The 25,274-nt window shown below is 42.1% G+C and carries 23 protein-coding genes; 12 read left to right on the forward strand and 11 right to left on the reverse strand.

The annotated features are described in order from the left end of the window. Positions 1 to 20 precede the first annotated feature (20 nt). Complete coding sequence (gene arfA / locus HG263_RS12930; RefSeq protein WP_171626503.1) at positions 21 to 200, reverse strand: ribosome alternative rescue factor ArfA; 180 nt, start codon at positions 198 to 200, stop codon at positions 21 to 23. Positions 201 to 652: 452 nt separating this feature from the next. Between arfA and HG263_RS12935 the strand changes: the two genes are divergently transcribed. Together HG263_RS12935 and HG263_RS12940 are read left to right on the forward strand one after the other, a co-directional pair. Continuing rightward, positions 653 to 1,591 (forward strand): alpha/beta fold hydrolase, encoded by a 939-nt coding sequence (locus HG263_RS12935; protein ID WP_171626504.1) that lies wholly within the window; start codon positions 653 to 655, stop codon positions 1,589 to 1,591. A gap of 120 nt (positions 1,592 to 1,711) precedes the next feature. Beyond that, positions 1,712 to 2,287: a hypothetical protein gene (locus HG263_RS12940; protein ID WP_171626505.1), complete on the forward strand. Its 576-nt coding sequence runs from the start codon at positions 1,712 to 1,714 to the stop codon at positions 2,285 to 2,287. Between the two features lie 148 nt (positions 2,288 to 2,435). Here HG263_RS12940 and HG263_RS12945 read toward each other — a convergent pair whose 3' ends face one another. The 3 genes from HG263_RS12945 to HG263_RS12955 form a co-directional block, all read right to left on the reverse strand. Beyond that, the gene (locus HG263_RS12945) at positions 2,436 to 2,726 is read right to left on the reverse strand and encodes a hypothetical protein (protein WP_171626506.1); all 291 of its coding nucleotides are present in this window, start codon (positions 2,724 to 2,726) and stop codon (positions 2,436 to 2,438) included. Positions 2,727 to 2,859: 133 nt separating this feature from the next. Next, the gene (locus HG263_RS12950; protein WP_171626507.1) at positions 2,860 to 3,315 is read right to left on the reverse strand and encodes a hypothetical protein; all 456 of its coding nucleotides are present in this window, start codon (positions 3,313 to 3,315) and stop codon (positions 2,860 to 2,862) included. 225 nt (positions 3,316 to 3,540) lie between these two features. Beyond that, entirely contained in the window at positions 3,541 to 4,725 is a 1,185-nt protein-coding gene (locus HG263_RS12955) for a DUF4062 domain-containing protein (protein WP_171626508.1), read from the reverse strand. Between the two features lie 392 nt (positions 4,726 to 5,117). Between HG263_RS12955 and HG263_RS12960 the strand changes: the two genes are divergently transcribed. Next, positions 5,118 to 5,768 carry a hypothetical protein gene (locus HG263_RS12960; RefSeq protein ID WP_171626509.1) on the forward strand — a complete coding sequence of 217 codons (651 nt, stop codon included), beginning with the start codon at positions 5,118 to 5,120 and terminating at the stop codon, positions 5,766 to 5,768. After that, positions 5,761 to 6,513, forward strand: a complete 753-nt coding sequence (locus HG263_RS12965; RefSeq protein WP_171626510.1) for a DUF3307 domain-containing protein — start codon at positions 5,761 to 5,763, stop codon at positions 6,511 to 6,513. The genes HG263_RS12960 and HG263_RS12965 overlap by 8 nt, the downstream gene beginning before the upstream one ends. Positions 6,514 to 6,554: 41 nt before the next feature. On the opposite strand, the gene HG263_RS12970 is transcribed toward HG263_RS12965, so the two are convergent. Next, positions 6,555 to 7,409: a LytR/AlgR family response regulator transcription factor gene (locus HG263_RS12970; RefSeq protein WP_216628449.1), complete on the reverse strand. Its 855-nt coding sequence runs from the start codon at positions 7,407 to 7,409 to the stop codon at positions 6,555 to 6,557. A 126-nt stretch (positions 7,410 to 7,535) separates the two neighbouring features. On the opposite strand from HG263_RS12970, the gene HG263_RS12975 reads away from it, so the two are divergent. After that, a complete protein-coding gene (locus HG263_RS12975) occupies positions 7,536 to 8,750 on the forward strand; it encodes an acyltransferase family protein (protein WP_216628450.1) in 1,215 nt (404 codons plus the stop codon). Positions 8,751 to 9,093: 343 nt separating this feature from the next. Next, complete coding sequence (locus HG263_RS12980) at positions 9,094 to 11,844, forward strand: TonB-dependent receptor (RefSeq protein WP_171626512.1); 2,751 nt, start codon at positions 9,094 to 9,096, stop codon at positions 11,842 to 11,844. Between the two features lie 250 nt (positions 11,845 to 12,094). Here the strand turns inward: HG263_RS12980 and HG263_RS12985 are convergent, their stop codons facing one another. From HG263_RS12985 to HG263_RS12995, 3 genes are all read right to left on the reverse strand, one after another. Then, complete coding sequence (locus tag HG263_RS12985; RefSeq protein WP_171626513.1) at positions 12,095 to 12,769, reverse strand: alpha/beta hydrolase; 675 nt, start codon at positions 12,767 to 12,769, stop codon at positions 12,095 to 12,097. A gap of 24 nt (positions 12,770 to 12,793) precedes the next feature. Beyond that, positions 12,794 to 13,660, reverse strand: coding sequence for an alpha/beta hydrolase (locus HG263_RS12990; protein ID WP_171626514.1), 867 nt, complete (start codon positions 13,658 to 13,660; stop codon positions 12,794 to 12,796). Positions 13,661 to 13,769: 109 nt separating this feature from the next. After that, the gene (locus HG263_RS12995; RefSeq protein WP_171626515.1) at positions 13,770 to 14,936 is read right to left on the reverse strand and encodes a serine hydrolase domain-containing protein; all 1,167 of its coding nucleotides are present in this window, start codon (positions 14,934 to 14,936) and stop codon (positions 13,770 to 13,772) included. Between the two features lie 249 nt (positions 14,937 to 15,185). Here HG263_RS12995 and HG263_RS13000 point away from each other — a divergent pair, with 249 nt between their 5' ends. The 6 genes from HG263_RS13000 to HG263_RS13025 all read left to right on the forward strand — a co-directional run bounded on the left by HG263_RS13000 (position 15,186) and on the right by HG263_RS13025 (position 20,365). Beyond that, a complete protein-coding gene (locus HG263_RS13000) occupies positions 15,186 to 15,992 on the forward strand; it encodes a MipA/OmpV family protein (protein WP_171626516.1) in 807 nt (268 codons plus the stop codon). A gap of 10 nt (positions 15,993 to 16,002) precedes the next feature. Beyond that, positions 16,003 to 16,404 carry a DUF3019 domain-containing protein gene (locus HG263_RS13005; protein WP_171626517.1) on the forward strand — a complete coding sequence of 134 codons (402 nt, stop codon included), beginning with the start codon at positions 16,003 to 16,005 and terminating at the stop codon, positions 16,402 to 16,404. A gap of 9 nt (positions 16,405 to 16,413) precedes the next feature. Then, positions 16,414 to 17,106, forward strand: a complete 693-nt coding sequence (locus HG263_RS13010; protein WP_171626518.1) for a response regulator transcription factor — start codon at positions 16,414 to 16,416, stop codon at positions 17,104 to 17,106. Next, positions 17,106 to 18,371, forward strand: a complete 1,266-nt coding sequence (locus HG263_RS13015) for an ATP-binding protein (protein ID WP_171626519.1) — start codon at positions 17,106 to 17,108, stop codon at positions 18,369 to 18,371. Before HG263_RS13010 ends, HG263_RS13015 begins: the two co-directional genes overlap by 1 nt. 62 nt (positions 18,372 to 18,433) lie before the next feature. After that, positions 18,434 to 19,447, forward strand: a complete 1,014-nt coding sequence (locus HG263_RS13020; RefSeq protein WP_171626520.1) for a hypothetical protein — start codon at positions 18,434 to 18,436, stop codon at positions 19,445 to 19,447. Positions 19,448 to 19,513: 66 nt separating this feature from the next. Then, the gene (locus HG263_RS13025; RefSeq protein WP_171626521.1) at positions 19,514 to 20,365 is read left to right on the forward strand and encodes a GNAT family N-acetyltransferase; all 852 of its coding nucleotides are present in this window, start codon (positions 19,514 to 19,516) and stop codon (positions 20,363 to 20,365) included. Positions 20,366 to 20,447: 82 nt separating this feature from the next. On the opposite strand, the gene HG263_RS13030 is transcribed toward HG263_RS13025, so the two are convergent. The 3 genes from HG263_RS13030 to HG263_RS13040 are packed head-to-tail and all read right to left on the reverse strand — an operon-like array spanning position 20,448 to position 25,214. Continuing rightward, complete coding sequence (locus tag HG263_RS13030; protein ID WP_171626522.1) at positions 20,448 to 21,374, reverse strand: DUF4340 domain-containing protein; 927 nt, start codon at positions 21,372 to 21,374, stop codon at positions 20,448 to 20,450. Between the two features lie 11 nt (positions 21,375 to 21,385). Next, a complete protein-coding gene (locus tag HG263_RS13035) occupies positions 21,386 to 24,283 on the reverse strand; it encodes a Gldg family protein (RefSeq protein WP_171626523.1) in 2,898 nt (965 codons plus the stop codon). Next, positions 24,273 to 25,214, reverse strand: coding sequence for an ABC transporter ATP-binding protein (locus tag HG263_RS13040; RefSeq protein ID WP_171626524.1), 942 nt, complete (start codon positions 25,212 to 25,214; stop codon positions 24,273 to 24,275). The genes HG263_RS13035 and HG263_RS13040 overlap by 11 nt, the downstream gene beginning before the upstream one ends. Between the last annotated feature and the right edge of the window lie 60 nt (positions 25,215 to 25,274).

Raw genomic sequence — 25,274 nt, forward strand, 5'->3', positions numbered from 1 at the left:
AGCCTTATCTTAAAGCGCGCCTATGCTGCCTTAAGGTAAGGCTCTTGGCCTTTATGTTTTGCATTACGTTTAAAACTCCCTTTACCCTTTTTCGCCTTTTCTACTTTTGCTTTAAATAATGTGCTGGTCACCAACGCTTTTAATGCGTTGTCTTTTATATCGCCACGATGATGATCGTGAGCATGTGTTTTTTTGCTCATGGTAAACTCCAAAATTGTTTAATATAACGCCAGTGGCGCGGTGCGATTATTAGGTGTTCGTTGTTAATATGCAAGTGTTTTTGACTTTAAAATTAAAATATTTTTTCTCTTTAAAAACAAGCGGTTTAATTTGGCATTCAAGAAGAAAACCAAGGTGATTAAGCGCAATGTAACTCGCTTAAGAGATCCTGACCTTCGTCAGGAGGACGGCAGCGGTATGTTTACCCAAAGCTGCCTTCTTAACTGGTCACGTCATTGTAAATTCACTTCGCCATTGTGAACTTATTTCAAAATCCACTTTGTCATTCTGAACTTGTTTCAGAAACTTATCACCTAAAGGAGCGACGCTTAGCTCATTCGCATCGCTTTTTTATGCTGTTATAAAACTTACATACCTGCTTGGCTATACTAACCTCTACCAACAGAAAATAATGACACCAAAGAGTCTGAATATGCCCAGCATTGTAACCTGCCACGGTATTACGCTGAATTATCAAGATGAAGGCCCCCTCGATGCTCCTCCAATTATTTTGATTATGGGGCTGGGCGCGCAAATGACCGTATGGCCAGATTCTTTTTATTATGGGCTGGTGGAAAACGGTTTCCGTGTTATTCGCTTTGACAATAGAGATACTGGCCTATCATCACAGCTTGAGCACTGCGGTCGCCCCAGCTTAATAAAAGCGTGGCTCAGTCGGCGGCTGAAAATATCAAGCAAAGCCCCCTATACCCTTGAAGACATGTGCCAAGACGTTTTAGAACTGATGAAAGCACTAAAAATCAAAAAGGCCCACTTGGTAGGCGCTTCAATGGGCGGCATGATAGCGCAATTACTCGCTGCCAAGCACAAAAAGAAAGTCCTCAGTTTAACCTCTATTATGTCATCTAGCTCTGCGCCTGCACTGTCACGTTCAAACTTAGGGTTGTTATTGAAGCTTGTGCGCTTAAAGCCAACAGCACAAAATCAAGAGAGTGCTGTTGAATACCTTGTAAAGCTCAATCAGTTAATAGGCAGCCCTGATTATCCGCAAGATGAGCACATTCTTAAGCAGCAAGCACGACTTAGTGTATCTCGTGCACACACCCCTGATGGTTTTAAACGTCAATTAGTTGCGCTCACTCACAGTGAATCAAAAGATCATTTACTAAAAAAAATAAAGGCGCCAACTTTGGTGATTCACGGCTTAGCCGATCCCATTATTCCGCTCTCTGCAGGACAAAAAACCGCGCAACAAATACATAAGGCAAAATTTAAAGTAGTGCCCGGAATGGGGCATAACTTCCCTCCTGAGCTAATGAAAAAACTAACAAAATGGGTGAGCAAGCACGTTAGTAAAGCAGAGCGAAAACTGCTTGAGAAAAAGTCAAGAAATAGACCGATTGGTGCTTAGCTTTTCTTAGCCTCAAAAACGGTTAGTAAATATTATCACTACTGATACAATCGGGTACAAACGATCAATATGAAAACCCATCATCATATGACTGGGGAAAATATACACCACGGAAGATTAATGGAACAAAGCATTGAACCTAAAAACGAAGAAGTGCAAGACGCAGCGAATAATATGGAGTTTTACGTTGTATCCCAAAGAAAGTTCCTTATATTGTTTATAGGTACTTTTGGTATGTATGCCTTTTACTGGTTCTTTAGGCATTGGCAACTGTATAAAAATAGCACTAACGAAGATATGTGGCCGATTATGAGAGCGCTATTTTCGATATTTTTTGCTCATTCTTTATTTGCATTATTCGAAGCAAAATACCAAATTAAAAACGGTGAAGCCCCAAAAAGTATCAATCACCTCGCAACCATTTATGTGGTATTTTCGATTGGTTGTCATATATGTGGCAGGCTGTCTGACAATGGCTATGGTGTGCCCTTTACCACTATCTTGAGCTTATTGGTATTACCCGTTTCTTGTTGGGCATTGCTCAAGGCGCAATCACTTGCAAACTATGCTGGTGAGGATGTACTTGGCGAATCAAACAATCAGCTTTCTGGTCTCAATTATTTTTGGTTAGCGCTAGGGGCACTTTTTTGGGGGTTAGTTTTATTAGGGCTATTCGCAATTATGATGGGTGTATAGCTCTTTTAAGAGGATAATGATGCGCGCTATTGTGGCCCGATAGGCCACAACATAGACAGCCCCGACTATATTGCAAGTGAGCTTTAATTATCTACCTTAAACGCTTTGTTAATATTTTTAATGATGACTGAGCCATATTGACCGAAGCTCAATCCTGTAAGAGGCGAGAGACCCCCGCTATTTCCGTAACGCTGCTCACATTACCTCTTTCTATGATTTTTAAAATAACCGTCTGAATGCTTTCATCATTGCACACCCCAAGCTTCGACGAGAAAGTTTGAGACTGAGGCTCTGCACCCTCTTCTAAGATAAACTGCACGACAACCTTTGTTGCCAGCTCTGGCTTTTCACCAAAATATTCAATAGTAACTAATGGGTAGCCTTTAAAACCTTTGCCAACTTGTTTAGCTATTCGCTTTTTTGCTTTGTCTACGTTCATTTTTAACCCTTATACGGTAACGAACTTCAAAAAATATAACGCTTTGCACAGCGGCATTTAAATAGCTGGCTAAAATTAGCGAGGAACAAGCAAAAGCCAGCTGTTTTTCCGTCTAAGCAACTAGTTAGTGATGTTATTTAACTTTGTTGTAGTATTCTCTTACGTGGCTATTGCCATCACCATCCGAGGTTCCCATATATTCCCAATAAGTATTATCTTTTTCGAAATGTAATTGCGTTAACTGAGCCTTTCCATACCTTTCATATTTCAAAACGATACTTTGATGTGTACATCCAAGAATATCGAATTTTATGTGCTCTTCTTTTGCGGGGAGTTTCATTTTCTTCTCGCCCATCTTGACTTCAATTTCAGGAGTAGAAATATGCATTTTATTTGCGTTATTGAATTCAATAACTTCATATCCTTGAGTTTGAATCATAAATGACCAAGCTTTATCGCCTACATTTGCCCATTTTTTGTTAAAAAGCTCAAATTTCTGTATAGAAGATTGCCATGTACCCTCTAACGATGGGCAACAAAATCCAATGCTTGGAATCATTAAAGAAAAACAGATCACTAATTTTTTCATACTCTAAACTCAAACTCCTTATTCAAAAGTAATGCAAAGTAGCAAGCGCGCATAAGTAGTGAGCAATGCTTATACCTTAAATACTAAGTACTTAAAAAAGACAGATTCAGCCTGAGTGACTATATACGTCCTTTATGATTTTCCAAAACTCCTCCGATATGAATAATTGACTTTGCTAAAAATTCGAGTGCCTGTCCTTCATGATTTGATTTTCCTTCATGATTTTCAGGCATTCCCATCTTCAGATTCATCTTCTGAAATAAGCCGCTCTTGATGGAGCCACGAATCAAACATGAGTTCAAATGGCTCTCTGATATATCTCAGGGGCCCGGGGCCAATTCTCATTTCACTTAATGCATCCGCAATGATTCCTCGGGTTTCTTCGGGTAGCTCCATAAATGCATCCCACTCTAGCGACATACTATGAAAGAAATCCGAAGACGCTCGCATTTCATAAAATGTCCGATCCTCTTTAATTAGAAACATTCTAGCTCTGGGACCAGGTGTCCTTCGATGATAGCGTAGCTCGTCCGGTAATTGCTCGGCATCAACAATTTCGACAATCCCTGCGTAATTCAAAAGGTCTTCCCAGCTATGCTGGCCATGCAAGACAAAATTCATGTCTCGCAAACTTAGACCTCGAATAAAGTCCATTAAACGCCTAAAACGTACTACACCGCGAGCTACTTCTTTCTCATTTGATGTACCAATGGACGTAAGTATCGCTGTTTTTAGATCTTCAAATTGATTTGTCAGGTTATCTATTCGTCGAACTTCGATAGCTCTATTTCTTTGCTCTTGAAGTAACTTTTGAAATAATGACGACCATTGCTTCCTTAGTATTTCTTCTATGTCCTGCAATTTCGCAAAGGAGAAGACACTATTCCCTCTCGCCCTATGCCTGAGAAAATTAATAAATTCAAAAATAAAACTAGCGGTTTCAGGTTTTTGGATAGATGGAAATTCAATATCACTTATTATTGCTTTATCTTTGTTCTTTTCATAGGTTGCATGATCATGCCATACGCCATTATCAATAAAGGTGAATACCGGTATCCCAGACTCAACTGCTTTTAATATCTCGAGTTGAGTAACAGATAGATTTTCTTTGGCTTTCAAAGATTCTGTACTTTTACTTTCTTTAAAAAGAGAATCAAAATCAATTTTACTTAAAGCCTGAGGTACGCTTTTCCCTCCAAATCGTGACCCAACAATTAAGACGACAATATCGCACGCGGCAACTTCATCTACACAGCTTGAATGAGTGTGAACCCTTGGATCGTATAAAATGTCGTTATAATCACTCATTATGGGCTCATGCCCTAGATTTTGAATGAAGATCCTTAGTTGAGATCTGACCACAGATAGGTCATAGCAAGTGGATGAAACAAATATTTTTAGTCCTGCCATAATTATTGTTATCCTTTGAAACGATACCGGTTTTGCCTGACAACTTATTCTCTCCCAAAATGCCGGAATAAATGCCGACAAAACGGGCTATATTATATGTCTCAATATTTGCACGTAAAAACGCCTCTGTAAACAAGCCGCTAAAAGCACTCACAAACAGTCGCCGTCAAAATTGGACAAAACGACGAGTAATCATGTTATTGGACAAACCCAAATAAACTGTATATAAAAACAGTATCAAGTTAGCAAAATCAAGACGCTATTTAGCTGTAAGCGACTAAACTATTAAAATTAGCCTTAAATGGCTAAATTTGATTTTTTAGCTATTTAAAGCTAATTTTAATAGACTCTAAAAACCGTCAAATCGACTGTACTGCTATAAAGGATTTAAAGTGACCGTAATAGATACCCCTATCGCAGTGATCAGCGGTGATGTTGTTCACTCTACCAAATTGGCTTCTGAGCAGTTTGAACAACTCCTGCTTAGAATTAAGCAAATTCAAGGGTGGATCAGTTTAGAACATAGCAGCAATACACATAGTATAGAGCGAGGCGATGAGTTTCAAAGTCTAGTATTCGACATTAAAAATGTGCTCAGATACGCCATTCTTTATCGGGTTGGTATTAAGGCCTTAGGTAAAGCCTTTGACTGCCGCGTTAGCTTTGCTATTGCCTCACATGCCTGTTTACGTGACTCAATATCAGAATCTACAGGCGCTGCATTTACACTCTCAGGTCGAGGGCTTAAACACTTAAAGCATGATCGCTTGTTGTTTAACTCAGACTGCGACGAACTCACGGCCCATTTCGATTTACTTTTTAAGTATCTTGATAAACAGCTCACAGAATTGACTGCCCGCCAGTGTGAAGTTTTGCTGCCAATGTTACAAAGTAATAGGGCACTATCTGTAAGTGATTTAGCGCTACAGCTTGATATTGCTGCAGCCACAGCAAGCAAGTCTCTTAAAGCATCAGGCTGGCCGCTAATCAATGAGCTTAATTTACGCTTTATAACACAAGTAATGAGGCGTCATCATGGATGATTTTTTAACCGTATTTATTCCTTTTTTGTTAATACACATGATGGCCGATTTCTATCTTCAGCCTAACCAATGGATTGCAGCAAAAAAGCAACATACCTATCGAAGTGCCGCGCTATATTACCACTCGCTACTGCATGGTGTTTTGCTGACCATTCCCGCATTGATCTTAGAGCTAGATTGGCGCTCAACCATTTGCTTGGTTACGATTGTTGCAATCAGCCACTTTGTTATCGACCTGTGGAAGGTAACAAGGGCAAATGGTGATGATTTTAGCTACTTTGTTATCGATCAAACTTTGCACATATGTGTGCTTATAGCGATTGCCTTTCATATGACCGATGGGCTAACCATAAGTAACATGCTAGCGCATAAAAAGTTCTCGGCCGTGATTTTAATCGGCTTTGCTTATTTATTAGTGCTTAAACCCACATCAATTATCATCAGTGCCGTATTAAAAAACTACCCAATACCAGAGAATAACCCTTGTGCCGAGGGCATTGTCTCGGGTGGCAAATTAATCGGGTATTTAGAGCGTATGTTGATACTTACTTTTACCCTAGTTGGCAGTTATGCCGCCGTAGGTTTTGTATTAGCAGCTAAATCAATTTTTAGATTTGGTGAGTTAAATAAGCAAGAAGGTCGCAGCATGACAGAATATGTACTAATTGGCTCTTTAGTTTCAGTGGTATTTACAACGCTATTAGGTACTTTGGTATCACTGGCGTTGGGTATAAAAATAAAATGACTTACATACAATCATGCTGCAACGGTTAATTACTGGGTTTATCAGCTCAAGCTTTGCTTAAACTCGTCTTTATATCGCCTTGATAGGTTGAGTTTTTTTCCTGATTTAAGGGTAATTTCACCATCGCCACTAGGTTGGTAGCTGATGCTATCAACCGCGTTGTGGTTAACCCCGTAACTGCGGTGGACTCGGCTAAACCCTTTTGCACTGAGGCGCTGACATAACTCGCCAAGCGTTGCGCGCAGTGGATAAATACGCCCTTGACTATATAAGTTTACGTAGTTACCCGCTGACTCTAAGTATTCAATATCAGCCACTTTAACTAAAAATTCTTTATCGAGCTTTTTCACCAAAAAGTGCTCTGGTACTGCGCGTTTGGAGTCTTGCGCTTCTTGCTCACTGCTGGCTACCACACTTGCCTCGCCTTTTAGTCGAGCATATACCAGCTGTGTGATGTTATACAGCATCATCCAAATAACATACCCCCACGCATCTTTACGGTATTCGTACCAAAATTCACGTGCGATTGGTCCAAAGTTGTAGTCACTTGTGTTTAACACATATACCATTTCACGCAGTGCCACCATCAATAAAATATGCAAGCTAGCAAACACAACACTACCGAAAAGATGCACGAGCAGTTGCTTTTTGGGCTGCGCAAAATGCAGAGGAAAGCGGCTAAAAAAACGAAACATCAATGGCAAAATAACCAACACACTTAAGGCACTGGTGTATTCCCAAACAAATGGCTCCCAAAGTGCAATGCTTGGCTCGCCATGGCGCGAGTGCTCACTCCACACCGACAACGCATTAATGGTGTTGTTGATAAAAAGATAAAGCGCGGCGGCAAAATAACCGAGCAGTACCCTATTGTTGTCTATTCGCTGCCAATTCAATTGTATTTATCCCTGTATTCCACCGTTTATCACTAAAAGCTTACCTGTCAATTAGTTAGTAGTTTTTTAGTCACTATTACTTTGCCAAACTTTGTTTCCCAATAACAGCAAAAGGTGAGCAAAACAATGAACCCAAGACGCCATGACATTGATGCTCTACGAGTACTTGCGTTGGCAGTGCTTATTTTATATCACATTGGTATGTATTACGTTGCCAATTGGGGGTGGCATATTAAAAGTGCCATCACCTATGAGTGGCTACAAGATGTGATGATCCTCACTAATCCGTGGCGCATGTCGCTGCTCTTTTTTATTTCGGGCGTTGCTATAGCCAATGCTTTGGCGAATGCTCTAGCCTGCAATAAATATAGCGCCGCAAAACTTGTTGCCTTGAAAAGTCAGCGGTTATTTATACCATTGCTATTTGGTATGTTTGTGATTGTTAGCCCTCAAGTTTATTTTGAAGCACTGAGTCAAAATCTCATTGAACCAGACTTTTGGCAGTTTTGGCTAGCTTATATAAACCCCACCACAACTTTACTTAGCGAACATCACTCAACTATAGGTTTATTGACTTGGAATCATCTATGGTTTTTGCCCTACTTATGGGTGTACAGCATCATAGTGATCCTATTTAGGCAACCCATCACTTCACTTGCCAATGCTCGCTGGCTAAAACAAGTACCTTTAGGGTTGATGCTCTTATTTTGTATGAGCGCATTAATAGCTATCTGGTGGGCACTGAGTGCCAGCTATCCAAGTACCCATAGCTTAATTGACGACTGGTACAATCATGGGAAGTACTTTTTTGTTTTTTTAATCGGCTTGGTGTTTGCAATGCAGCAAAACTGGTGGCAAAGCATCACTAACTATCGGCTTGTTATACTGGCTATTGCGCTGTGTTGTTACGCATTTATTATTGCCGACCGCCATGGTGTTTGGGCAACACTTGCAGATCTTTATCAAACGAACCTGTCGGTTAAATTATTTTATGCTGTGATACATAGCGCTAATCATTGGTTGTGGATTTTCGCGGTGGTTGGCTTTGCAGGCTACTATCTCAATCAAAAAAGTACATTTATCAGTTATGCCAATCGCGCTGTTTTGCCCTATTACATGCTGCATCAAACGCTCATTATCGTATTTGCTTGGTGGTTAAAAAGCTTAGCGATTCACCCCATTATAGAATCTCTTATTTTGTTAGTGCTTACAGTTACAGGGTGCTACTTAGGTTATGAACTGATAAAACGAAGTATGGTGTTAAGTATGCTGTTTGGCACAACCAAAAAAACGCCTAAACCCGCTATACAACGAGCGCCTCAGTTAGCAAGCCCCAATTAGGGGCTTGGCTGTGCACCTGCCAATTATTCACCTCTATAAGGCCATATCAAAGTTGCATCAACACCTAATGAAAGCACAGCTTTTACTGTATTACTGTGAATTCGCCGCACAAAAAGCACAGCTCAACTTACTTAATTTTTAGCAATTATTGAAAAAGTAACCTTTTATCAATTAGCTACCTTACTCTTATTTAAACTTATTTTTCTCGGTTATTACCGTTTATATGAATAATACACCTTGTTATATCGTTTCGTTATTTGTGGATATATTGTATACAATATATCTTTATCGATGAGAGGTTAAAGCCAAACATAATAATTACAAGCTCTAATGGAGATAAACCATGTCTAACAATACGTTTAACTTAAGTCGCCTTACTCTTTGTATGGGGGCTATCGCAGGCTTTGCGATCAGTGCCCCCACTTTGGCACAAACTGATTCAATTGAGGAAGAAGCTGAAGTTATTACCATCACAGGCTCTCGCATCAAACGCCAAGAGCTCACCACCAGCTCACCGGTCACGGTATTAGATAAAGTTGCTATTGAGCGCTCAGGCGTCAGCACTGTGGGTGAATTGCTGCTGCGCTTACCATCGGTTGTGGGTAGCCCAGCAAGCCCGCGCTCTGGCGGTAACAATAATGGCGCAGCCACCGTACGTTTAAGAGGTTTATCTTCTAACAACACCCTTGTGCTTATCAATGGTCGTCGTGTAAGTACCCGTGGCGTTAGCTCGTCAGTAGATTTAGAAACCATCCCTTTTGATGCCGTTGAACGTGTTGAAGTACTTAAAGATGGCGCTTCAGCTGTATATGGCTCCGATGCCATTGCTGGCGTTGTAAACTTGATCATGCGCTCTGACTACGATGGCCTGAAAATCAACCTTGAAGCGGGTGAAAGCCGCCATGGTGATGCGGGACAAAAGCGCGTGTCATTCACCTTTGGTGGTAATACCGATAAAGCCAACTGGTTAGTCAGTGCCAGTCACTTTAATGATGACGGCTGGATGCGCCGCGACCGAGACATCAGTAGCGAAGCCGATTTACGCCGTTTTGGTGAAGCTGGCACCAATTTACGCTCAAGTAAAAGCCCGCGCTCGTGGATTTTTTCAACCGATTATGAACGTTTAGGGGTGACGGCTGCAGATGGCGCAACGTGGAACCCAACCACAGGCTATGATGTTAATGACTTTAGAGCATTTAATGGTTATTGGTCAGATGCCCCAACAGATGCAGCCCACTGTGGTGCTAGCGCCCTGTGCGACAGCTTTAATTATCATGACTATGAAACAGGCTCTAACGAATATCAATCCACTACGGTGTGGGTATCTGGTGAATACGAAATAGCGCCAGACACGTCATTATTTATGGAATATAACTCGGCAGATGTAAACAGCATTAACTATTTTGCCCCTGGAGCGCTGGAATTTGGCGACAACATCATCGTGTCTAAAAATAACCAATACAACCCATTTGATGAAGATGTGATTGTGCAGCGCCGGATCACCGAAAATGGCATTTTGCGCCCAAGAGATGCCGACTCAGACGTTGACCGTTTTACCTTTGGTTTAAAAGGTAGCATTGAAGATTGGGATTATGACTTTGTATACAGTCACCAGCGCAGCAAAGTTGTCGAAACCCGTGGTAAACAAATGTCGTTGACACGCTTGCGTGCAGCAGCAGGTGACTCACAGGCGTGTCTTGATCGCGACGACGGCTGCGTACCATTAGATTTAATTGGTCCGTATGGCTCGGTAAACGAAGAAATGATGAGCTATATTTTCTCTCACAAGCCCACCAGCATCTACGACAACACATTGCGCTTTTTAAATGCCAATATCACAGGTGCCCCCTTTGAGTTACCTGCGGGTCCTGTCTATATCGCAACCGGTGCAGAAGTGCGCTGGGAGGATGCCTCAGTTACGCATGATGTGGGTTTAAACACCGGCGATGTCGCTTTTATTGAGCAGGTTTCTGACACCACCGCCCCAACTCGAAAAATCGAAGAAGCTTATATAGAAGCTGTTCTACCTCTGTTGAGCGATATGCCACTGGTCGAGTCATTAGAACTTGAACTTGCTGTAAGATATTCTCGCTATAGCGACTTTGGTAACACAACAAACCCTAAAGTTGGCTTGAAATGGCAAGTAAACCCAGATTTATTAGTGCGTTACAGTTATAGTGAAGGCTTTAGAGCACCCACCTTTGGAGAACTTTATACGCCCAGTCAAAAAGGCTTTGTAAACGATACTGACCCTTGTACAACAGATAACTGGTCAAACTTAGCCGGGTGTAGTGTCAGAGCGCCGGGTGACTTAGGGTACACCGCAGTAACAGGGGGAAACCAAGACCTAGAGGCCGAGGAAGCAGAGTCATTCACAACAGGCTTTGTTTGGACGCCCGAATCACTGGTTGATGGCCTATCTATCACCTTTGATTATTGGAGCATTGAACAAACCAATGTAGTTGCCACTTACGGTGCAACTCGTAAGGTATCTGAAAATGCAGCAAACCCAGCGCTTTGGTCAAACACGGTGATCCGTAACCCAAGCTCAGGTGCTATTGTTGAAGTCAGAGATATTTATGAAAACGTTGACCGTCGCGAGCTATCAGGTTGGGAGCTAGAGGGACGTTACGATATCAAAAATACTCAATCAGGTGACTATAGTGTTCAGTTAGGTGTTTCAAAACTCAAAGAGTGGGTTGATATTGAAATTCGTAGCGGTGAAGAAAACCGCAGTGATGCGACTGGACTGGTTACAGGTGGTGCATCTTACCCAGAGCTAAAAGTCAGTGGCGCATTAAACTGGACGCTAGATAACTGGAGTGCTAGTTGGAATATGAGCTATATCGACAGCTTAGTTGATGATGACAACGATGTGATTGAGCGCCCAAAAGTGGATGATTACATAAAACACGATTTACAAGTTAGTTATCAACTACCTGACTTTTGGGAAAGTAAGCTCACCTTTGGCATAGACAACGTATTTGACCAAGATCCGCCCATTTTGGCATCAACCGTAGATGGCGGACATGATCCTTCAACATACAGTGCTAGAGGTCGTTACTTCTACGGTCGCGTCAGCTTTAGCTTTTGATTGTTAGATGGCGACTTTAGCTTATCCAACCTACGGTTATCTTGAGTAGGTTGGATAAGTGACGAAGCCGCGCCACCTGACTCACTATTTCTCTGGCAATGAGATTCTGAAACAAGTTCAGAATGACGGCCATTAACGCTTCATGACAACAGGTATTCAGATAAACTGCTTGTTGTCATCCTGACGAAGGTCAGGATCTCTTAACAACACTACACATTAGCAACACTGTGGCTTCAGCTATTTTTATTCATTACTTTTTATTGGATTTAATCCACCGTTTCACGGGCTCCACCCATACTTTTAGTGGGCGGTAAAATGCCCCATGCGACAGCCCTGTATTGATCTCGATTTCATTAAATGAACGTGTTTGAGTGCTTTTTTTGTCAAGCGCAGCACAACTTTGGGCCTTATCTGAGCTTTCGTATACCGACAGCACATGACCATACACTTTAATGTCGGTGTGTTTTTTCCAAACCAAACGTCCACAGCCCGCCAATATCACCGTGTTAACGCCTAAGTCTGACAATTTATCCGATGCTAACCCGGTAATAAAAGCACCACGGGAAAAACCAACTAAAGTGATATACTCAGGCTTTACGCCCTTTTTAACCAAAGTACGTACTTGCTTATTTAGCTCATACGCATACTCAAACGGGTCGGTATTTTTAGCTCTATGATGGGCAACTAGCGTGTAACTATCGTCGGCTAACGCTTTTTTTATTGCAGGAAAGTCGTACTCTCCCCAGCCATTTTTTGTTTCCACAGGCTTAGGGTTGTCTCCTTCAACAATGTAGCCATGGGAATAAAAAACAAATTTGTCCTCAGGTGACACCTGCAGGAGAATGGAGTCAAAAACGCTATCAGCAAAACAATTTACAGAGGTTAAAGCGCTCAACAGAGAAAAAATTAGTGATTCAAGTTTCATATAACTACTGCTTTTAAATATCTATTAGGTGTTGTTTTTGTATATCCAATATAAGCCTTGGATAGCTGTGGTCGGAAAAGCCGTTTCATGATTGGCTTCAGGGATCACCATCAATTTTGTTTGCAGGGTAGGAATGAGTTTGGCCTCTAGCATATTAGCAAAAGATTTGGCATCTCCCACCATCTCATGTGCCATATAAACTTTAGTTTCCAACGCCCCAACCCCAACAAATAGCTTGGTCTGTGCAACAATCTGCTTTTTATCAAGCAACTCAATTTGCTTAAAAATCGCTTTGTCATGATACCAAAATGAGGGGCTCCCCAACACATAGCTGCTAAATAGTGCAGGTTTAGTAGCAAGTATATAGGCACCAAACAACCCGCCTAAAGAGTTACCAACAAAAGTACGCTGCGAAAGAATCGTTCTAAAATGTTTATCTATGTAAGTAATAACTTGCGCTTCAATAAAGCGTAAGTGCTGCTTAGCCTGCCCCGTTTCCATCTTCCAGTTACTTGCTTTAAAAGGCGTGTAATCTCGTACACGGCTTGCACTACCTTTTGAGCCTTTTGAATACGAAATGCCAACAATAATGGCTTCGGCCATTTTGCCGGTATTCATCGGAAATCGTGTGGCACCAGATACAATTTGAAAACTATACCCAGCGTCGGTTATATAAATAACCGGATAACGTTTGTCAGGATTTGCTTGGTAACTGCGAGGCAGCTTAATAAAAAGTGGGTACACATGCTGCGTTTGAGTATCTTGCAACTCAACGATATGGCTTCTTGGAATTTTAAAAGCCGAATTATCAATGCGCTTATTGTTTGCCTGTACACATGAGCAAAACAAACTTAACAGTGACAATAAAAGAAGGTAAATCCGCCTATTCATTTATTTCCCTATATGGTGTAGCTCTTTTTAATTCAGGTTAGCGTATACCAAAGCTAGCCAGAATCAAAGCACAAAGATAAAATGTAAACAGCTAAATTTATTAAGATTATTATAGAAATTGCGCTAACACTTTATCGAGCATCTTGTTAAGGTCCTTTTTACATAGCTCATACATATTGCAGTTAAATAGCATCGTAATGGCAGTTTTTGATTTTGGAAAATAGTAGTCACGCGTCGCATACCCAAGCTCATCACCGCCATGATAATAAACCGTTTGATTTGCTGTTTTTTCAACGATAACGCCCATTCCATAGCGTTTGTTTGGTTGTTGCATAGCCACAAGGTTAACTTTGCCAATAAGGTGTTCACGAACTTGCTCACTGACGCCATCGCCTTCCACAATCATGCGTAGCAATTCAGCCATATCTTTGGCACTGCCAGCGACAGGCGCATCTGCAACACCAATGTATTGGTAATATGAGCGAGTGTTAACAAGCTCCCCATCCATTAAGAAGTAGCCCGACGCAAACTCTGCGGTAGATTGTTCCCGTCCAATATAACTCATTGAAGTTAAGCCCAACGGATCGAGCACATAATCACGCGTCGCTTTTGAATGGTGCTCCCCCAAAACGGAATCTAATATTAACCCCGTTAAAATGTAACCCGTATTCGAGTATTTCCAGCCTTCACCCGGCTTAAAGTGGGCAGGCTTATCGAGCGCATACTGCAATGCAAAGCTGTCTGTTATCAATGTATTGGGGGTTTGTAGCACACCTGCGTAAAAGTCACCGTCATTATCGGACAAATAACCAGCTACACCACTGGTATGAGCCAACAACTGCCTCGTTGTCATTTGCTCACTGTGTTTAATACGTGATAACAGCTCATCTGGTAAGTAGTCTGAAATTGGTGCATCTAAGTCTAAGCGCCCTTCCTCATGTAACATCACCGCAAGCATCGCCGTAAGCTTTTTTCCTGCACTGCCATTAGGAAGCACAGCATCAATTTGCATTGGGGTGTTTGTTTCTTTATCAGCAATACCTGCCGCACCGTAAAAGTTAACCGTTGGAGAGCTGATATAAAGTACTACGCCTGGTACTTCTGAGTTAACGGTTTCATTTAATAACGCTTGATAGTCAAATTGGTTGGGCTGCGCTTTTACAGCGTCCGTAACAGGCTCTTTATTGGTAACTTTAGTATCACTGCCACCGCAGCCTGATAGGGTAGCAGAACAAGCCATAGTGGCAGCTGCCAGCATTTTAATGGTTGTTTTCATTATGTTTCCTCGTTTATGTATTGTTTTGAATGAAAACTCTATCTTCACGAGTAAAATGTTTCTGTAACACCTGCCACCAAACTGTATCAGCCTGTATCAACCTTTTGCATCACCCCCTTTTAATCCGTTTATTCCGCTGGTTTTTTTTGTGGTACGATACAATTTGATACAAGTTGCAAATTCTCGGTACAGTATCCTGAACCAGAACTTTCTAAGCTGTTAGCAAATAAACCAATAACTAGAATTGCTATGAAAAATAAATCTGTACTTTTATATATTTGCACTTCGTTAGGTGCTGTCTTTGTTCATGCTGATGACACTACAAATAATGAGTTTGATTATTTTGCCAAACGCCAAGGTGGCGGTTATCTAGCGGCTGAATTTTCGATTACCAAGGGAGCCAGCCTTTATAAAAAATATAACACCCTTTCACTATCGCTAAATGGTGCATACTATTTTGAAAATGGCTTATTCGTGGAGGCCCCTGGAAAATTAAACGAGTTTGATTCGAATTTTGCTCTTGGATACAACCTATTCAATACTCCTGATTGGGAGTTCGATTTGTTGTGGTCGACAGCCCATGGTGCACTAGGCTGGAAAAAAAGCACGCGTTATCTTGGCTTAAGAGCGTCTGGTGAAATTGCGGGTTTAAACGTACAAGCTATTATTGCGCCCAACGCAGATACTGATACATATAAAAATGGCCAGTATGCATCTTTATGGCTCTCTAAAGATTGGCAATACAAAAACTGGAACTTTTATGGCTCATTCGGTGCTCAATACCGTAACGCCAACATGCTGGATTATTATTACGGGGTACCTGAGGGCTCATCCTATTTTGCCCCCTATGAAGCAAGCGGTGGCACCAACCTGACCTATAAAATGGGCTTTAGAAAGCCGTTTGCTGAAAATTGGCTGTTCGAGGGCAGTATTTCATATACCCAATACGCCCAATCAATTTTGGATAGCTCTAAAACCAAAACCATCCTAAAAAATCACAGCAATTTAAATAACTATGCTGCCAGTTCTAGCTTATCCATTAGCTATGTATTTTAAGGAGTAAGCTATGAAATTAATTCAATCACTTACTCTACAAAGTACTTTTGTAACCGCTCTACTACTTGGTGCAAACGGTGCACAAGCCAACAACATACAAAACTCGCAGGTGTTGCTACATGTTTCTCCGAAACAATGTACCACGTTAGAAAAGGGCCAAGACTGTTATGTCAATCTCAAAGTATCTTGGCAAACCCCGACTAAAGGTGACTTTTGTCTCGCCATGGCACAACAACCGTTACACTGCTGGCATGACCAAAACCAAGGTCAATTTGAGCAAGAGTTGATAATCAACACCCCTGTATCTATTAATTTGCTAGTTGGTGACAAGATACTGCAAAGCGCCTCTATCAAATACGCTTGGTTATATAAAAATCGGATCAGTAAAACGGTTCGATGGCGAATGTTTTAAGGACTAGCAATGACAAAGTTGGCGCTCGTTGAAGATGATTTAGAGCTTGCTCAGTGGATCTGTGATTACCTTAGTGCAAAGCAATACAAGGTTGATGTTTATCATGATGGGCAACAAGCCTTGGACGCTTTGAAAACAAGCGATGTCGAGTTAGTGGTGCTTGATGGCATGTTGCCTTCATTGGATGGACTTGAGGTCTGTAAGCAGCTACGCCAGCATTCCAATGTGCCTATTTTAATGCTTACCGCACGAGACGAAGAAATTGACGAAATTTTGGGCCTTGAAATGGGCGCCGATGATTATCTAACTAAACCGGTAAGAGGTCGGTTGTTAGAAACGCGCATAAAAGCCTTACTAAGGCGCAATCAAGTAATAGATAGACAGTCCAACTCGTCATTAATTGAGTTAGGTAGTTTAGTGCTTAACAAAGCAACCCGTGAGGTTTGCTTGGCCGATGAACCTATCAACCTCTCCAGCAACGAGTTTGATGCATTGTGGTTACTGGCGTGCAAATCAGGCCAAGTGGTTGGTCGCGAAGAACTCACACAAGCATTGTGCGGTTTTGAATATGATGGCTTTGACCGCTCTATTGATTTACGTATTTCACGGCTACGTAAAAAGCTCGGCGATAATGGTTCAATGCCTTTTAAAATAAAAACCATTTGGGGTAAAGGTTACTTGCTCGTAAGTGAGGTGTGGTGATGTGGCGCTTTGTTGTTGCGTTACTTATTTTCACACTGATTGGCAGTATTGGTCTTGGCAAACTATTTGATGCCTTAAATGAGCACTCACAGCAAAACCAAGAAATTGGCCAACAGCAATCTCTTGCTTCACAGGCCCAATTAACACAAATCGCTTTGCAACAATTGAGCGCCCAACAGCAGCTTAGTTTTTTAAATCAAGCCCAACAGCAGCTACCAAACTTTGAGTTTGCGATCCACGCATTGACCGATTATCCATTACCACAAGCACTGCTGTCAGAATTAAAAGTGAAACCTACCTTGGTACTTGAAACACAACAACACTTGCAGGCTTACGCATTACTTTCAAACAATCAAGTTCTAATAATAAACACGCTAAAGGAGCAATTTGACGAGTCGACAAATTTATTAATGACAATGAGTTTTTATGCTGCACTCATGACACTGATTTTGTTATTTTTAGCTCCATTCATATTGAGGTTACGCCGCTTAAGCGTTGCAACAGCAGCGCTGGGTAAAGGCGATTTATCTCAGCGCGTACCCGTTGGCTCTGTCTGGTATCTCAAAGCCCTTGAAACCGACTTTAATGCTATGGCGACACGCATCGAAGCGTTAATGAACGATATAAAACTGCTCGCTAGTGGCTTATCTCACGAACTGCGCACACCACTGGCACGCGTTAGAATGGGCCTAGACACACTCGTTGAAAGCGATGATGAAACACTGAGCGCTGACTATGAGCAGCGCATTAATGCCAATTTAGATACCATGGAAGATTTGGTAAACCAACTGCTGTCATTCGCTCGCTTGCAATACACGCTAGAAGACACCCCTAAAGCTGCCATTGACTTAAACCTCGTGGTACAAGCCATTGAGCACAAACTTGCCAGCCCAATTCTGAGTGTACATTACAGCGCTTCACCGGCAATAATTTGGGCTGATAAACACTACCTCACCATGTGCATAAACAACCTTCTTGCCAATGCCTTAAACTATTGCCAGCAGCGTGTAACTATTCACATTGAATGCTCTGAGCAAGCTATTCGTGTATCTATCGCCGATGATGGCGCTGGAATACCACCCGCTGAGCGAGACAACATTTTTAAGCCATTTGTTAGATTAAACAAGCAAAGCCAGCAAGGCTACGGTGTAGGCTTAGCATTTGTTGAGCGCATTGTAAGTTGGCTTAATGGAAAAATTACTGTCACAGAGTGCCCTATACTCAAAGGCGCACAATTTACATTGCAGTTTAATACTTCAAAGTAAAAAACATGCGCTTGTAGTAGCATGTGTTTAACTTAATAACCTCAAAAACGAGTTCATTTTTTATGTTCGTCAAACCTTCATCTGTTTTACTTTGCGCAGTGCTTTGTTTACCAGGTTGTTTTGATACACAAACACACTATAAAGCCAAATTTACGCAAACAACCCACCCCAATGTTCAAAGCGGAAATTTGCAAAACACCAGTAAAGAGTTGCTGTTGTCATCTGCTGCTCTTAACTATGATTACACCCTGTCACTAAAAGGTGATGAGCAAGGGTTTAATGAATTGACACTCACTTATGGCCCTCACCAAGTCAACTTGCTCGGTAATGACACACAACTCACCCGTATTTGTCAGCTCAAAGGAACGCCTCAGCTCGCCTTTGAAGGTTTTACCTATGATCCAGGTGCAGGGCTGCCCACCAGCGAACTTTATGTCACATCAAATTATGGAATCGAAGCTTATCCACTCGCCATAAGTGACCTACATAAACCAAGTGGCTATACCTTACAGTGTAAAAAGAACGATATGACAAGTTGGCCCAGCGATGCTCAACATTCCATCTCATTTTGTCAATGTGATGTCAGTACACTGCAAAAAGGGTTTGCACTTGAGGAAGCGCTCACACAATACCTGCCCGACACAGATTTAAATTTAAACCAAAATATTGACGTTTCAACGGACCTAGTACATCCACTAACGCTTGAGACACTTACGATTACCAGCGCAAAAGAGCGATTAGAGTTTGAATACTTACTCGAACAACTGGCTAAACAGTTTGAAAGCATTGAAATTAACACCTCACACTATCGCTTCGTGCAAATTATCAGTATCAATCGCCCGCTATACGCCAAATTTGCCTATTCGTTTGTAAAACTTGAGCAACAGTGGCACCTTGTCTACATTGCGCAGCAATCATCGAAAGGCTTTTTCCCTTTAGCGGGTATCAGCGAAGCAAGTGAGACACAGCTAGCAATCGAAGAATATTGTTATAACAACTGCGATTGGTGGGGAAAAACAGCCGCAGCAGAATTAAACTTTGCCGAAAAAACGATATCCATAATAATGGATGAGTAAGCATCTTAAGTGCGCTCAACATATTAGTATGGGTGATAAGCCAGCAAACAGGACAAAGGAAAGCATATGCAAAATAGGCAATTGATAATAAAAACCATGAGCAAAGCCGATTTAGAGGTGGCTGTTGAATGGGCCGCGCAAGAAGGCTGGAACCCAGGGCTCAGTGACGCCGACTGTTACTATGCTGCGGACCCGAGCGGTTTTTTAATGGGCTATTTAGATGATGAGCCTATCGCCTCCATTTCAGTGGTTAAATACAATAATGAGTTTGGTTTTTTAGGATTTTATATCGTCAAGCCAGCGTATCGTGGCCAAGGCTATGGTTGGCAACTATGGCAAGCCGGTCTTGAATATCTAAAGGGCTGTAATGTTGGCCTAGATGGCGTACTTGCCCAACAAGACAACTATAAAAAATCCGGGTTTAAATTGGCTTATAGCAATATTCGTTATGAAGGCAAGGGCGGTGCAAACTCCCCCACTGACACAAACATTGTGCCACTGTCTGCTTTACCGTTTGAGCAAGTCTGTCAATATGAGGCTGACTTTTTCCCCGTCGAACGCCGATGCTTTTTACAGCAATGGATAACGCAAAGTAACAGCCACGCTTTGGGTATTTTGCACCAAGGTAAACTAGCAGGTTACGGCGTTATTCGCCCATGTAGAACGGGCTTTAAAATTGGGCCTTTGTTTGCTGACAGTAATGAACTGGCCGAGTCTTTATTTTTAGCATTAAGCGCTAAGGTGACGGCGAGCGACGCGATTTTCCTTGATGTGCCGGAAGTAAATGCAGGTGCGCTCGCTTTAGCAAAACGCTACGATATGCAACCATCCTTTGAAACCGCCAGAATGTATACGCCAGAGCACCCAGCGCTTCCATTAAACCGCATTTTTGGTGTTACCTCTTTTGAAATTGGCTGACAAAAACTTAAATTAAGCGCGCCATACAAAAAGGCCTTAAGCACGGCTTAAGGCCTTGGCAGATTTATATTACTCAGCAGGATTATTCAGAAAGAGAAGGTGATTGCACCTCACCTTTTTCGGCACCTGAGGTCAGCGTATCTAACTGCACATTGGCTAAAGTATCATAACTTGCTTTTGACACTTCGAACCAATAGGGCATATCACCACGCTTAACAAAATGCTTGTCATTTTGCTCCGCAAAGGCAAACTGGTATTGTTTGTCATTGTTGCCTAACACACTGAGCTGCTCGCTTTGTTCAAGCTGGGCTTGTGATATCGCTATAACCCTAAGCCCTGAGATGGTATTGGCAACGTTTTGAACTTTTTGCGAGTCAATTTCCTGTTCTCTATTTTGCGGTGTAATTGTCGTCGCTAACTGCCATTTTTCCTCTTGTTTTTCTAACACTAAGGTATTGTGTTCAATGCGCGTTATGTCGCTCACGGCAAGCAATGATTTATCCAGCCAAGTATTTTCATCAGCGCTCACTTGATAAGCACTAAACTCAACACTGTACACGTTATCTTGCTCACTATTACGTACATACAGCTTTTTAAAACTCGGTGATTTACCTAGTAGTAGCGTATGCTTGGTTCCATCACTTAGGGTGTAGGTTACTTGCTTGGCAAAGTTATCATCAGCCACATTAAAGCGTGTATGACTCGCCTTAGAGTCGGCGACAGGCCACACTGCTTTTAGTGCACTAAGTTGATTGATCACACTGTCCACGTTCGATGCATTTAGCGCTAATTGCGGGTAATCACTTAAATGCCACTCACCTTCTTGTTTACTTAACACAAGCTGCTTATCACCTTCGCTAATTTCAACCTCTGTAATGCGCTGCGAATCAACAGCCAGAATTGGCGTCGTGACAAATTCACCTTGCTGAGCATCTTTGAAATATAACCACCCCGCTACCGTCAGTTGCAGTGCCAGTAGCGCAAATAAACTATTTAAGTATTTACTCATAACTTACTCTCCTATTGTGCTATCCAAGCAAGGTACTGCTGTTGTTTGCGCTTGCGCTGTGCTTGTGCCCACAAAGCCATTGCCAATAGCATCAACAGTGCAAAAGCATAGTTGCCATACTCCCATACTTGCTGCTCACTTTGATCCAATGGTGCCAAAGTACGATTAAAGTTCCCGCGTGAGCGAATACTCATTAAAGCCGTATCTTCAAGTGCCCAATCCACCGCATTCACCATCAGTTGTAAGCCATTTAAATAGTCACTTTGTGATACGCCGCCGGTGAGCTGCAACACTTGATCTTGTAAAAAGTCATTGGAGCTAAACAAAATAATGCGAGCACTGTCACTGGAGTGTTTGATTACACTAGAGACATCAAGTGTTTGCGCTTCTTGCGTTTGTGACTCTGATACCGATTCAGCCTCTTGATCAGCACTTTGCTGTGTGTGTTGTTTTACCAACAGCGGGTTTTCCTTGTTTACAAAGTAAGAGCTGAACTTGCCTTGTGCTACTACGCCAAGTAGATGTTTGCTGGTATCACCTTCTGATAAATAGCTCGCTTCACCTTGTGCATTGAGCTTTGGCATGATATCGAGAGACGATGACGTCCATGCACTTTCGGAGCTTTCAATCAACGGTGTGTAGGCGATATCAGCGCGTTCTTTATCCAGAGAAATAGGTGACGCCCAAGCCATAGTAAGCTGTGGTAGCTGTGACGTGATCAGGTTATCCTTGTTAAGGCCTTCTCTGACATCCACAAAGTATGGATAATCTAGCATGCGCATTTCTTGTAATTGGAACCCGCCCACATTACGTGTTACCGGAATTGGGAATGCCGCGTTGCTTGGGTCCATGACTAAGCGGTCTTCAATTGTCAAACCATGATGTGCTAACCAGTCATTTAGGCCACTTTGATGATTTTGCATTGCCAAGCTGCCACGACTTAAATCCACACTGTACGGCGAAGTTGCAGCCACTACAGTACCGCCTTTCATTAAAAACTGATCTACTGCAAACAGTTGTTTATCATCTAATGATTCGGGCGCCATCAGCATCAAGATGTCAGCCTCACCGGAGACTTGCCCATCCGTTAGATCTTCTTTGTGTACATTAAGCTCAGCACCTAACATCTGTTCGAGGTTTCTAAACTGCGCTTGTGGCATACCATAAGCTCCCGGTTTACTGGGGGTAACCAAAGCCACATTTTTTGTAAAGCCTTTAGCAAAGCGTTTAATAGCCGCATTAAGATTACGCTCAAAACTTGATGCTTCCATATCTTCAAGAGGTATTTGTACTACTTGCTCACCACCAGAAAGCGTTAAATAAAAATAAAACGATTCATTTGCGAACAAGCTCGTACTCATTGGCTCAAAGCCATACTCTTGTGCAATTCGCTGTGCCACCAATGCGCCATTGGCTTCAGGCTCAACCATATTAATTGAAAACTTTCCATTTGCTTTCGCTTGCACCTGTTGCAGTTGTTCGTTAAGCGCCTGTTTAAAGGTAAGCAATTGCTCTGGGAGCTTTTCATCACTAGAGATATAACCCGTAAAGGTAAGCGGTTGCTGCACGGTATCAAATAGATTACCGGCGCTTTGGTAATCTTGCAGTACGGCTTTAATTGCCTGAGTGATATCATGCTCTGGATTGCGCAATAACACGTCAACGTCAGATTCGGCCCGTGCGTTCACTTCAATCAAGTCTCTAAAACCGAGCACTTGGTGTTCATCACCATACTGCACCACCACATTAAAGTATGAACTAACCACGGATGCTTGATATCTATCAGCCACTTGGAACGATACAGGTTTTATTCCAAATTGTTGATTAGCTTGCGCTTCAAGGTCAGGGTGTTGTTGCGGGTCGATGATTTCAACTCGCACTCGTCCATCTGCTACGACTTGATACTCTTCAAGTAAATCAGTTAATTGTGGTACCAAAGGAGCAAGTAATGGATGAGTTTTATCACTGAAATAACCGCGGATCAGCAAAGGCTCCTGCAATTGCGCTAAGTACATCTGTGTGGCATCTGAAATGGAATACTGCTTACCTTGTGTAGTATCTAGTCGTAACTTAGGTAACTGTCCCAACCATAAATTGGCTGCCAATACATTGATTGCCAATAATACGCTCAGTGCTTGCCAGCGTTTATGATGCACGGTGCGCTTATTTAGAACCCAACGCTCTTGTTCAAGAAAATAGGTGTTCAGCACCAAAAAGGCCACACACAGGGAGATGTAATAATAAAGGTCTCTTACGTCAATTACCCCTCGCGTTATATCTTCAAAACGTGACCCAGTACCAAGCTGACGCAAAAGCTCTGCATTACTGTGAGAGAAAAAGTCGGTAATGGCTGTTGTGCCAATAAAATAGAAACCACCGCATACAGCACAAGCAACTAACAAGCTCACAATTTGATTATCACTACGTGCAGAAACCGCAAGCCCGATAGCCATATAAGCGCTACCCAGTAAAAGTACTGCAAGGTAACCTGACAATACAGGTCCCCAATCAAGCTCCCCCAAGAGACTTACAGTGATAGGCAGTGGTAATGTGATGAGTAAAGACACTGATAAAAGTGCAAAGCACCCTAAAAACTTACCCACCACAAAGTGCCACAAAGGTACACTCAATGTATGTACGTACTCTATGGTGCCAGTGCGACGCTCTTCGCTCCATAAGCGCATAGTAATGGTGGAACATAAGAAAATAAGTAGTACCGGCATCCACTCAAACATGGGGCGAATATCGGCGATATTGCGGGCGAAAAAGGCCTCAGCCCAAAAAAAGATAAACAGGGTGACGGCGGCAAACACACCTATAAATAAATATGCGATGGGTGAGGAAAAAAACCAAGAAAGTTCTTTTTTTGCCACCGTAAAAATAGCTGATGACGTGTTATCAGGCTGCATGAGCACCTCCTTTCGTACTCGATAACCCATTGTTGTTAATATCATTAAACAAGGTTTCTAAATCGCGTTTTTCATTATGTAATGCATAAAGCGCATAGTTATTTTTTATTAGGGTTTGGCTTATGCTGCTGGCCACCGTTTTTATATCAATTGCGTGTTCAAGGTAAACTTGCCAACGATGCTTCGCGATTTGATTGGCTGTTTTAACCCCGTCAAGACGCAAAAACAACGAGGCATCATCACAATTACTTTCAACCAATAGATGCTCGGTATTATTTAAAGCCTCTAGCTTTTCATCAAGCACCAGTTTTCCTGATTTTAAGATAAGCACTCGGTCACAAATCGCATTAACTTCTTGCATGATATGGGTAGATAAAATGACTGTGGCATGCTTTGCAATGTCTTTTATAAGCTTACGCATGTGCTGCGTTTGTTCAGGATCAAGCCCATTGGTTGGCTCGTCTAAAATCAGTAACTTAGGTTTGCCTAAAATAGCTTGTGCAACCCCAACGCGCTGTTTATAACCTCGTGATAAAGTATGGATTGGTGCCAGCAACTTTGCGCTAATATCGGTTGCCTTAATTGCCCGTTTTACTTCACTGCGCTTTTCGTTACCTTCAAGACCTTTGAGCTTGGCGGCGTAATCTAAATACTCAGCAACACTCATATCAGGGTAGACTGGTAAGCTCTCAGGCAAATAGCCTAGTTGGCGCTGTAGCTGTTTGGCATCATCTTGTAATGAAACCCCATCCAAAGACACATTACCTGAATCCAACTCAAGGTAACCACTGAGCATTTTCATAATGGTGGTTTTACCCGCACCGTTGTGCCCCAAAAGGCCAATAATTTCACCTTGTTTTATTGTAAAACTCACATCATCTACCGCAGTAAAACTGCCATAGCTGCGAGTTAAGTGATTCACACTAAGCATGGTAGTAGTACTCCATTGATATTAATCAGAATGAGGTTTGTTCAGCTGTTTTTGGATTCT

Origin of the sequence: Pseudoalteromonas caenipelagi, from assembly GCF_013140855.1 — a bacterium.
In the GTDB taxonomy this organism is placed as follows: Bacteria; Pseudomonadota; Gammaproteobacteria; order Enterobacterales; family Alteromonadaceae; genus Pseudoalteromonas; species Pseudoalteromonas caenipelagi.

What these genes read in the sequence shown, in the direction of transcription:
- HG263_RS13010 (WP_171626518.1), top strand. Translation starts at nt 16,414, where the DNA reads ATGACAAAGTTGGCGCTCGTTGAAGATGATTTAGAGCTTGCTCAGTGG.
- HG263_RS12940 (WP_171626505.1), top strand. Translation starts at nt 1,712, where the DNA reads ATGGAACAAAGCATTGAACCTAAAAACGAAGAAGTGCAAGACGCAGCG.
- HG263_RS13025 (WP_171626521.1), top strand. Translation starts at nt 19,514, where the DNA reads ATGCAAAATAGGCAATTGATAATAAAAACCATGAGCAAAGCCGATTTA.
- HG263_RS13015 (WP_171626519.1), top strand. Translation starts at nt 17,106, where the DNA reads ATGTGGCGCTTTGTTGTTGCGTTACTTATTTTCACACTGATTGGCAGT.
- HG263_RS12980 (WP_171626512.1), top strand. Translation starts at nt 9,094, where the DNA reads ATGTCTAACAATACGTTTAACTTAAGTCGCCTTACTCTTTGTATGGGG.
- HG263_RS12995 (WP_171626515.1), bottom strand. Translation starts at nt 14,936, where the DNA reads ATGAAAACAACCATTAAAATGCTGGCAGCTGCCACTATGGCTTGTTCT.
- HG263_RS12935 (WP_171626504.1), top strand. Translation starts at nt 653, where the DNA reads ATGCCCAGCATTGTAACCTGCCACGGTATTACGCTGAATTATCAAGAT.
- HG263_RS13020 (WP_171626520.1), top strand. Translation starts at nt 18,434, where the DNA reads ATGTTCGTCAAACCTTCATCTGTTTTACTTTGCGCAGTGCTTTGTTTA.
- HG263_RS13030 (WP_171626522.1), bottom strand. Translation starts at nt 21,374, where the DNA reads ATGAGTAAATACTTAAATAGTTTATTTGCGCTACTGGCACTGCAACTG.
- HG263_RS12950 (WP_171626507.1), bottom strand. Translation starts at nt 3,315, where the DNA reads ATGAAAAAATTAGTGATCTGTTTTTCTTTAATGATTCCAAGCATTGGA.
- HG263_RS13040 (WP_171626524.1), bottom strand. Translation starts at nt 25,214, where the DNA reads ATGCTTAGTGTGAATCACTTAACTCGCAGCTATGGCAGTTTTACTGCG.
- HG263_RS12975 (WP_216628450.1), top strand. Translation starts at nt 7,536, where the DNA reads ATGAACCCAAGACGCCATGACATTGATGCTCTACGAGTACTTGCGTTG.
- HG263_RS13000 (WP_171626516.1), top strand. Translation starts at nt 15,186, where the DNA reads ATGAAAAATAAATCTGTACTTTTATATATTTGCACTTCGTTAGGTGCT.
- HG263_RS12990 (WP_171626514.1), bottom strand. Translation starts at nt 13,660, where the DNA reads ATGAATAGGCGGATTTACCTTCTTTTATTGTCACTGTTAAGTTTGTTT.
- HG263_RS12985 (WP_171626513.1), bottom strand. Translation starts at nt 12,769, where the DNA reads ATGAAACTTGAATCACTAATTTTTTCTCTGTTGAGCGCTTTAACCTCT.
- arfA (WP_171626503.1), bottom strand. Translation starts at nt 200, where the DNA reads ATGAGCAAAAAAACACATGCTCACGATCATCATCGTGGCGATATAAAA.
- HG263_RS12945 (WP_171626506.1), bottom strand. Translation starts at nt 2,726, where the DNA reads ATGAACGTAGACAAAGCAAAAAAGCGAATAGCTAAACAAGTTGGCAAA.
- HG263_RS13005 (WP_171626517.1), top strand. Translation starts at nt 16,003, where the DNA reads ATGAAATTAATTCAATCACTTACTCTACAAAGTACTTTTGTAACCGCT.
- HG263_RS12965 (WP_171626510.1), top strand. Translation starts at nt 5,761, where the DNA reads ATGGATGATTTTTTAACCGTATTTATTCCTTTTTTGTTAATACACATG.
- HG263_RS12955 (WP_171626508.1), bottom strand. Translation starts at nt 4,725, where the DNA reads ATGGCAGGACTAAAAATATTTGTTTCATCCACTTGCTATGACCTATCT.
- HG263_RS13035 (WP_171626523.1), bottom strand. Translation starts at nt 24,283, where the DNA reads ATGCAGCCTGATAACACGTCATCAGCTATTTTTACGGTGGCAAAAAAA.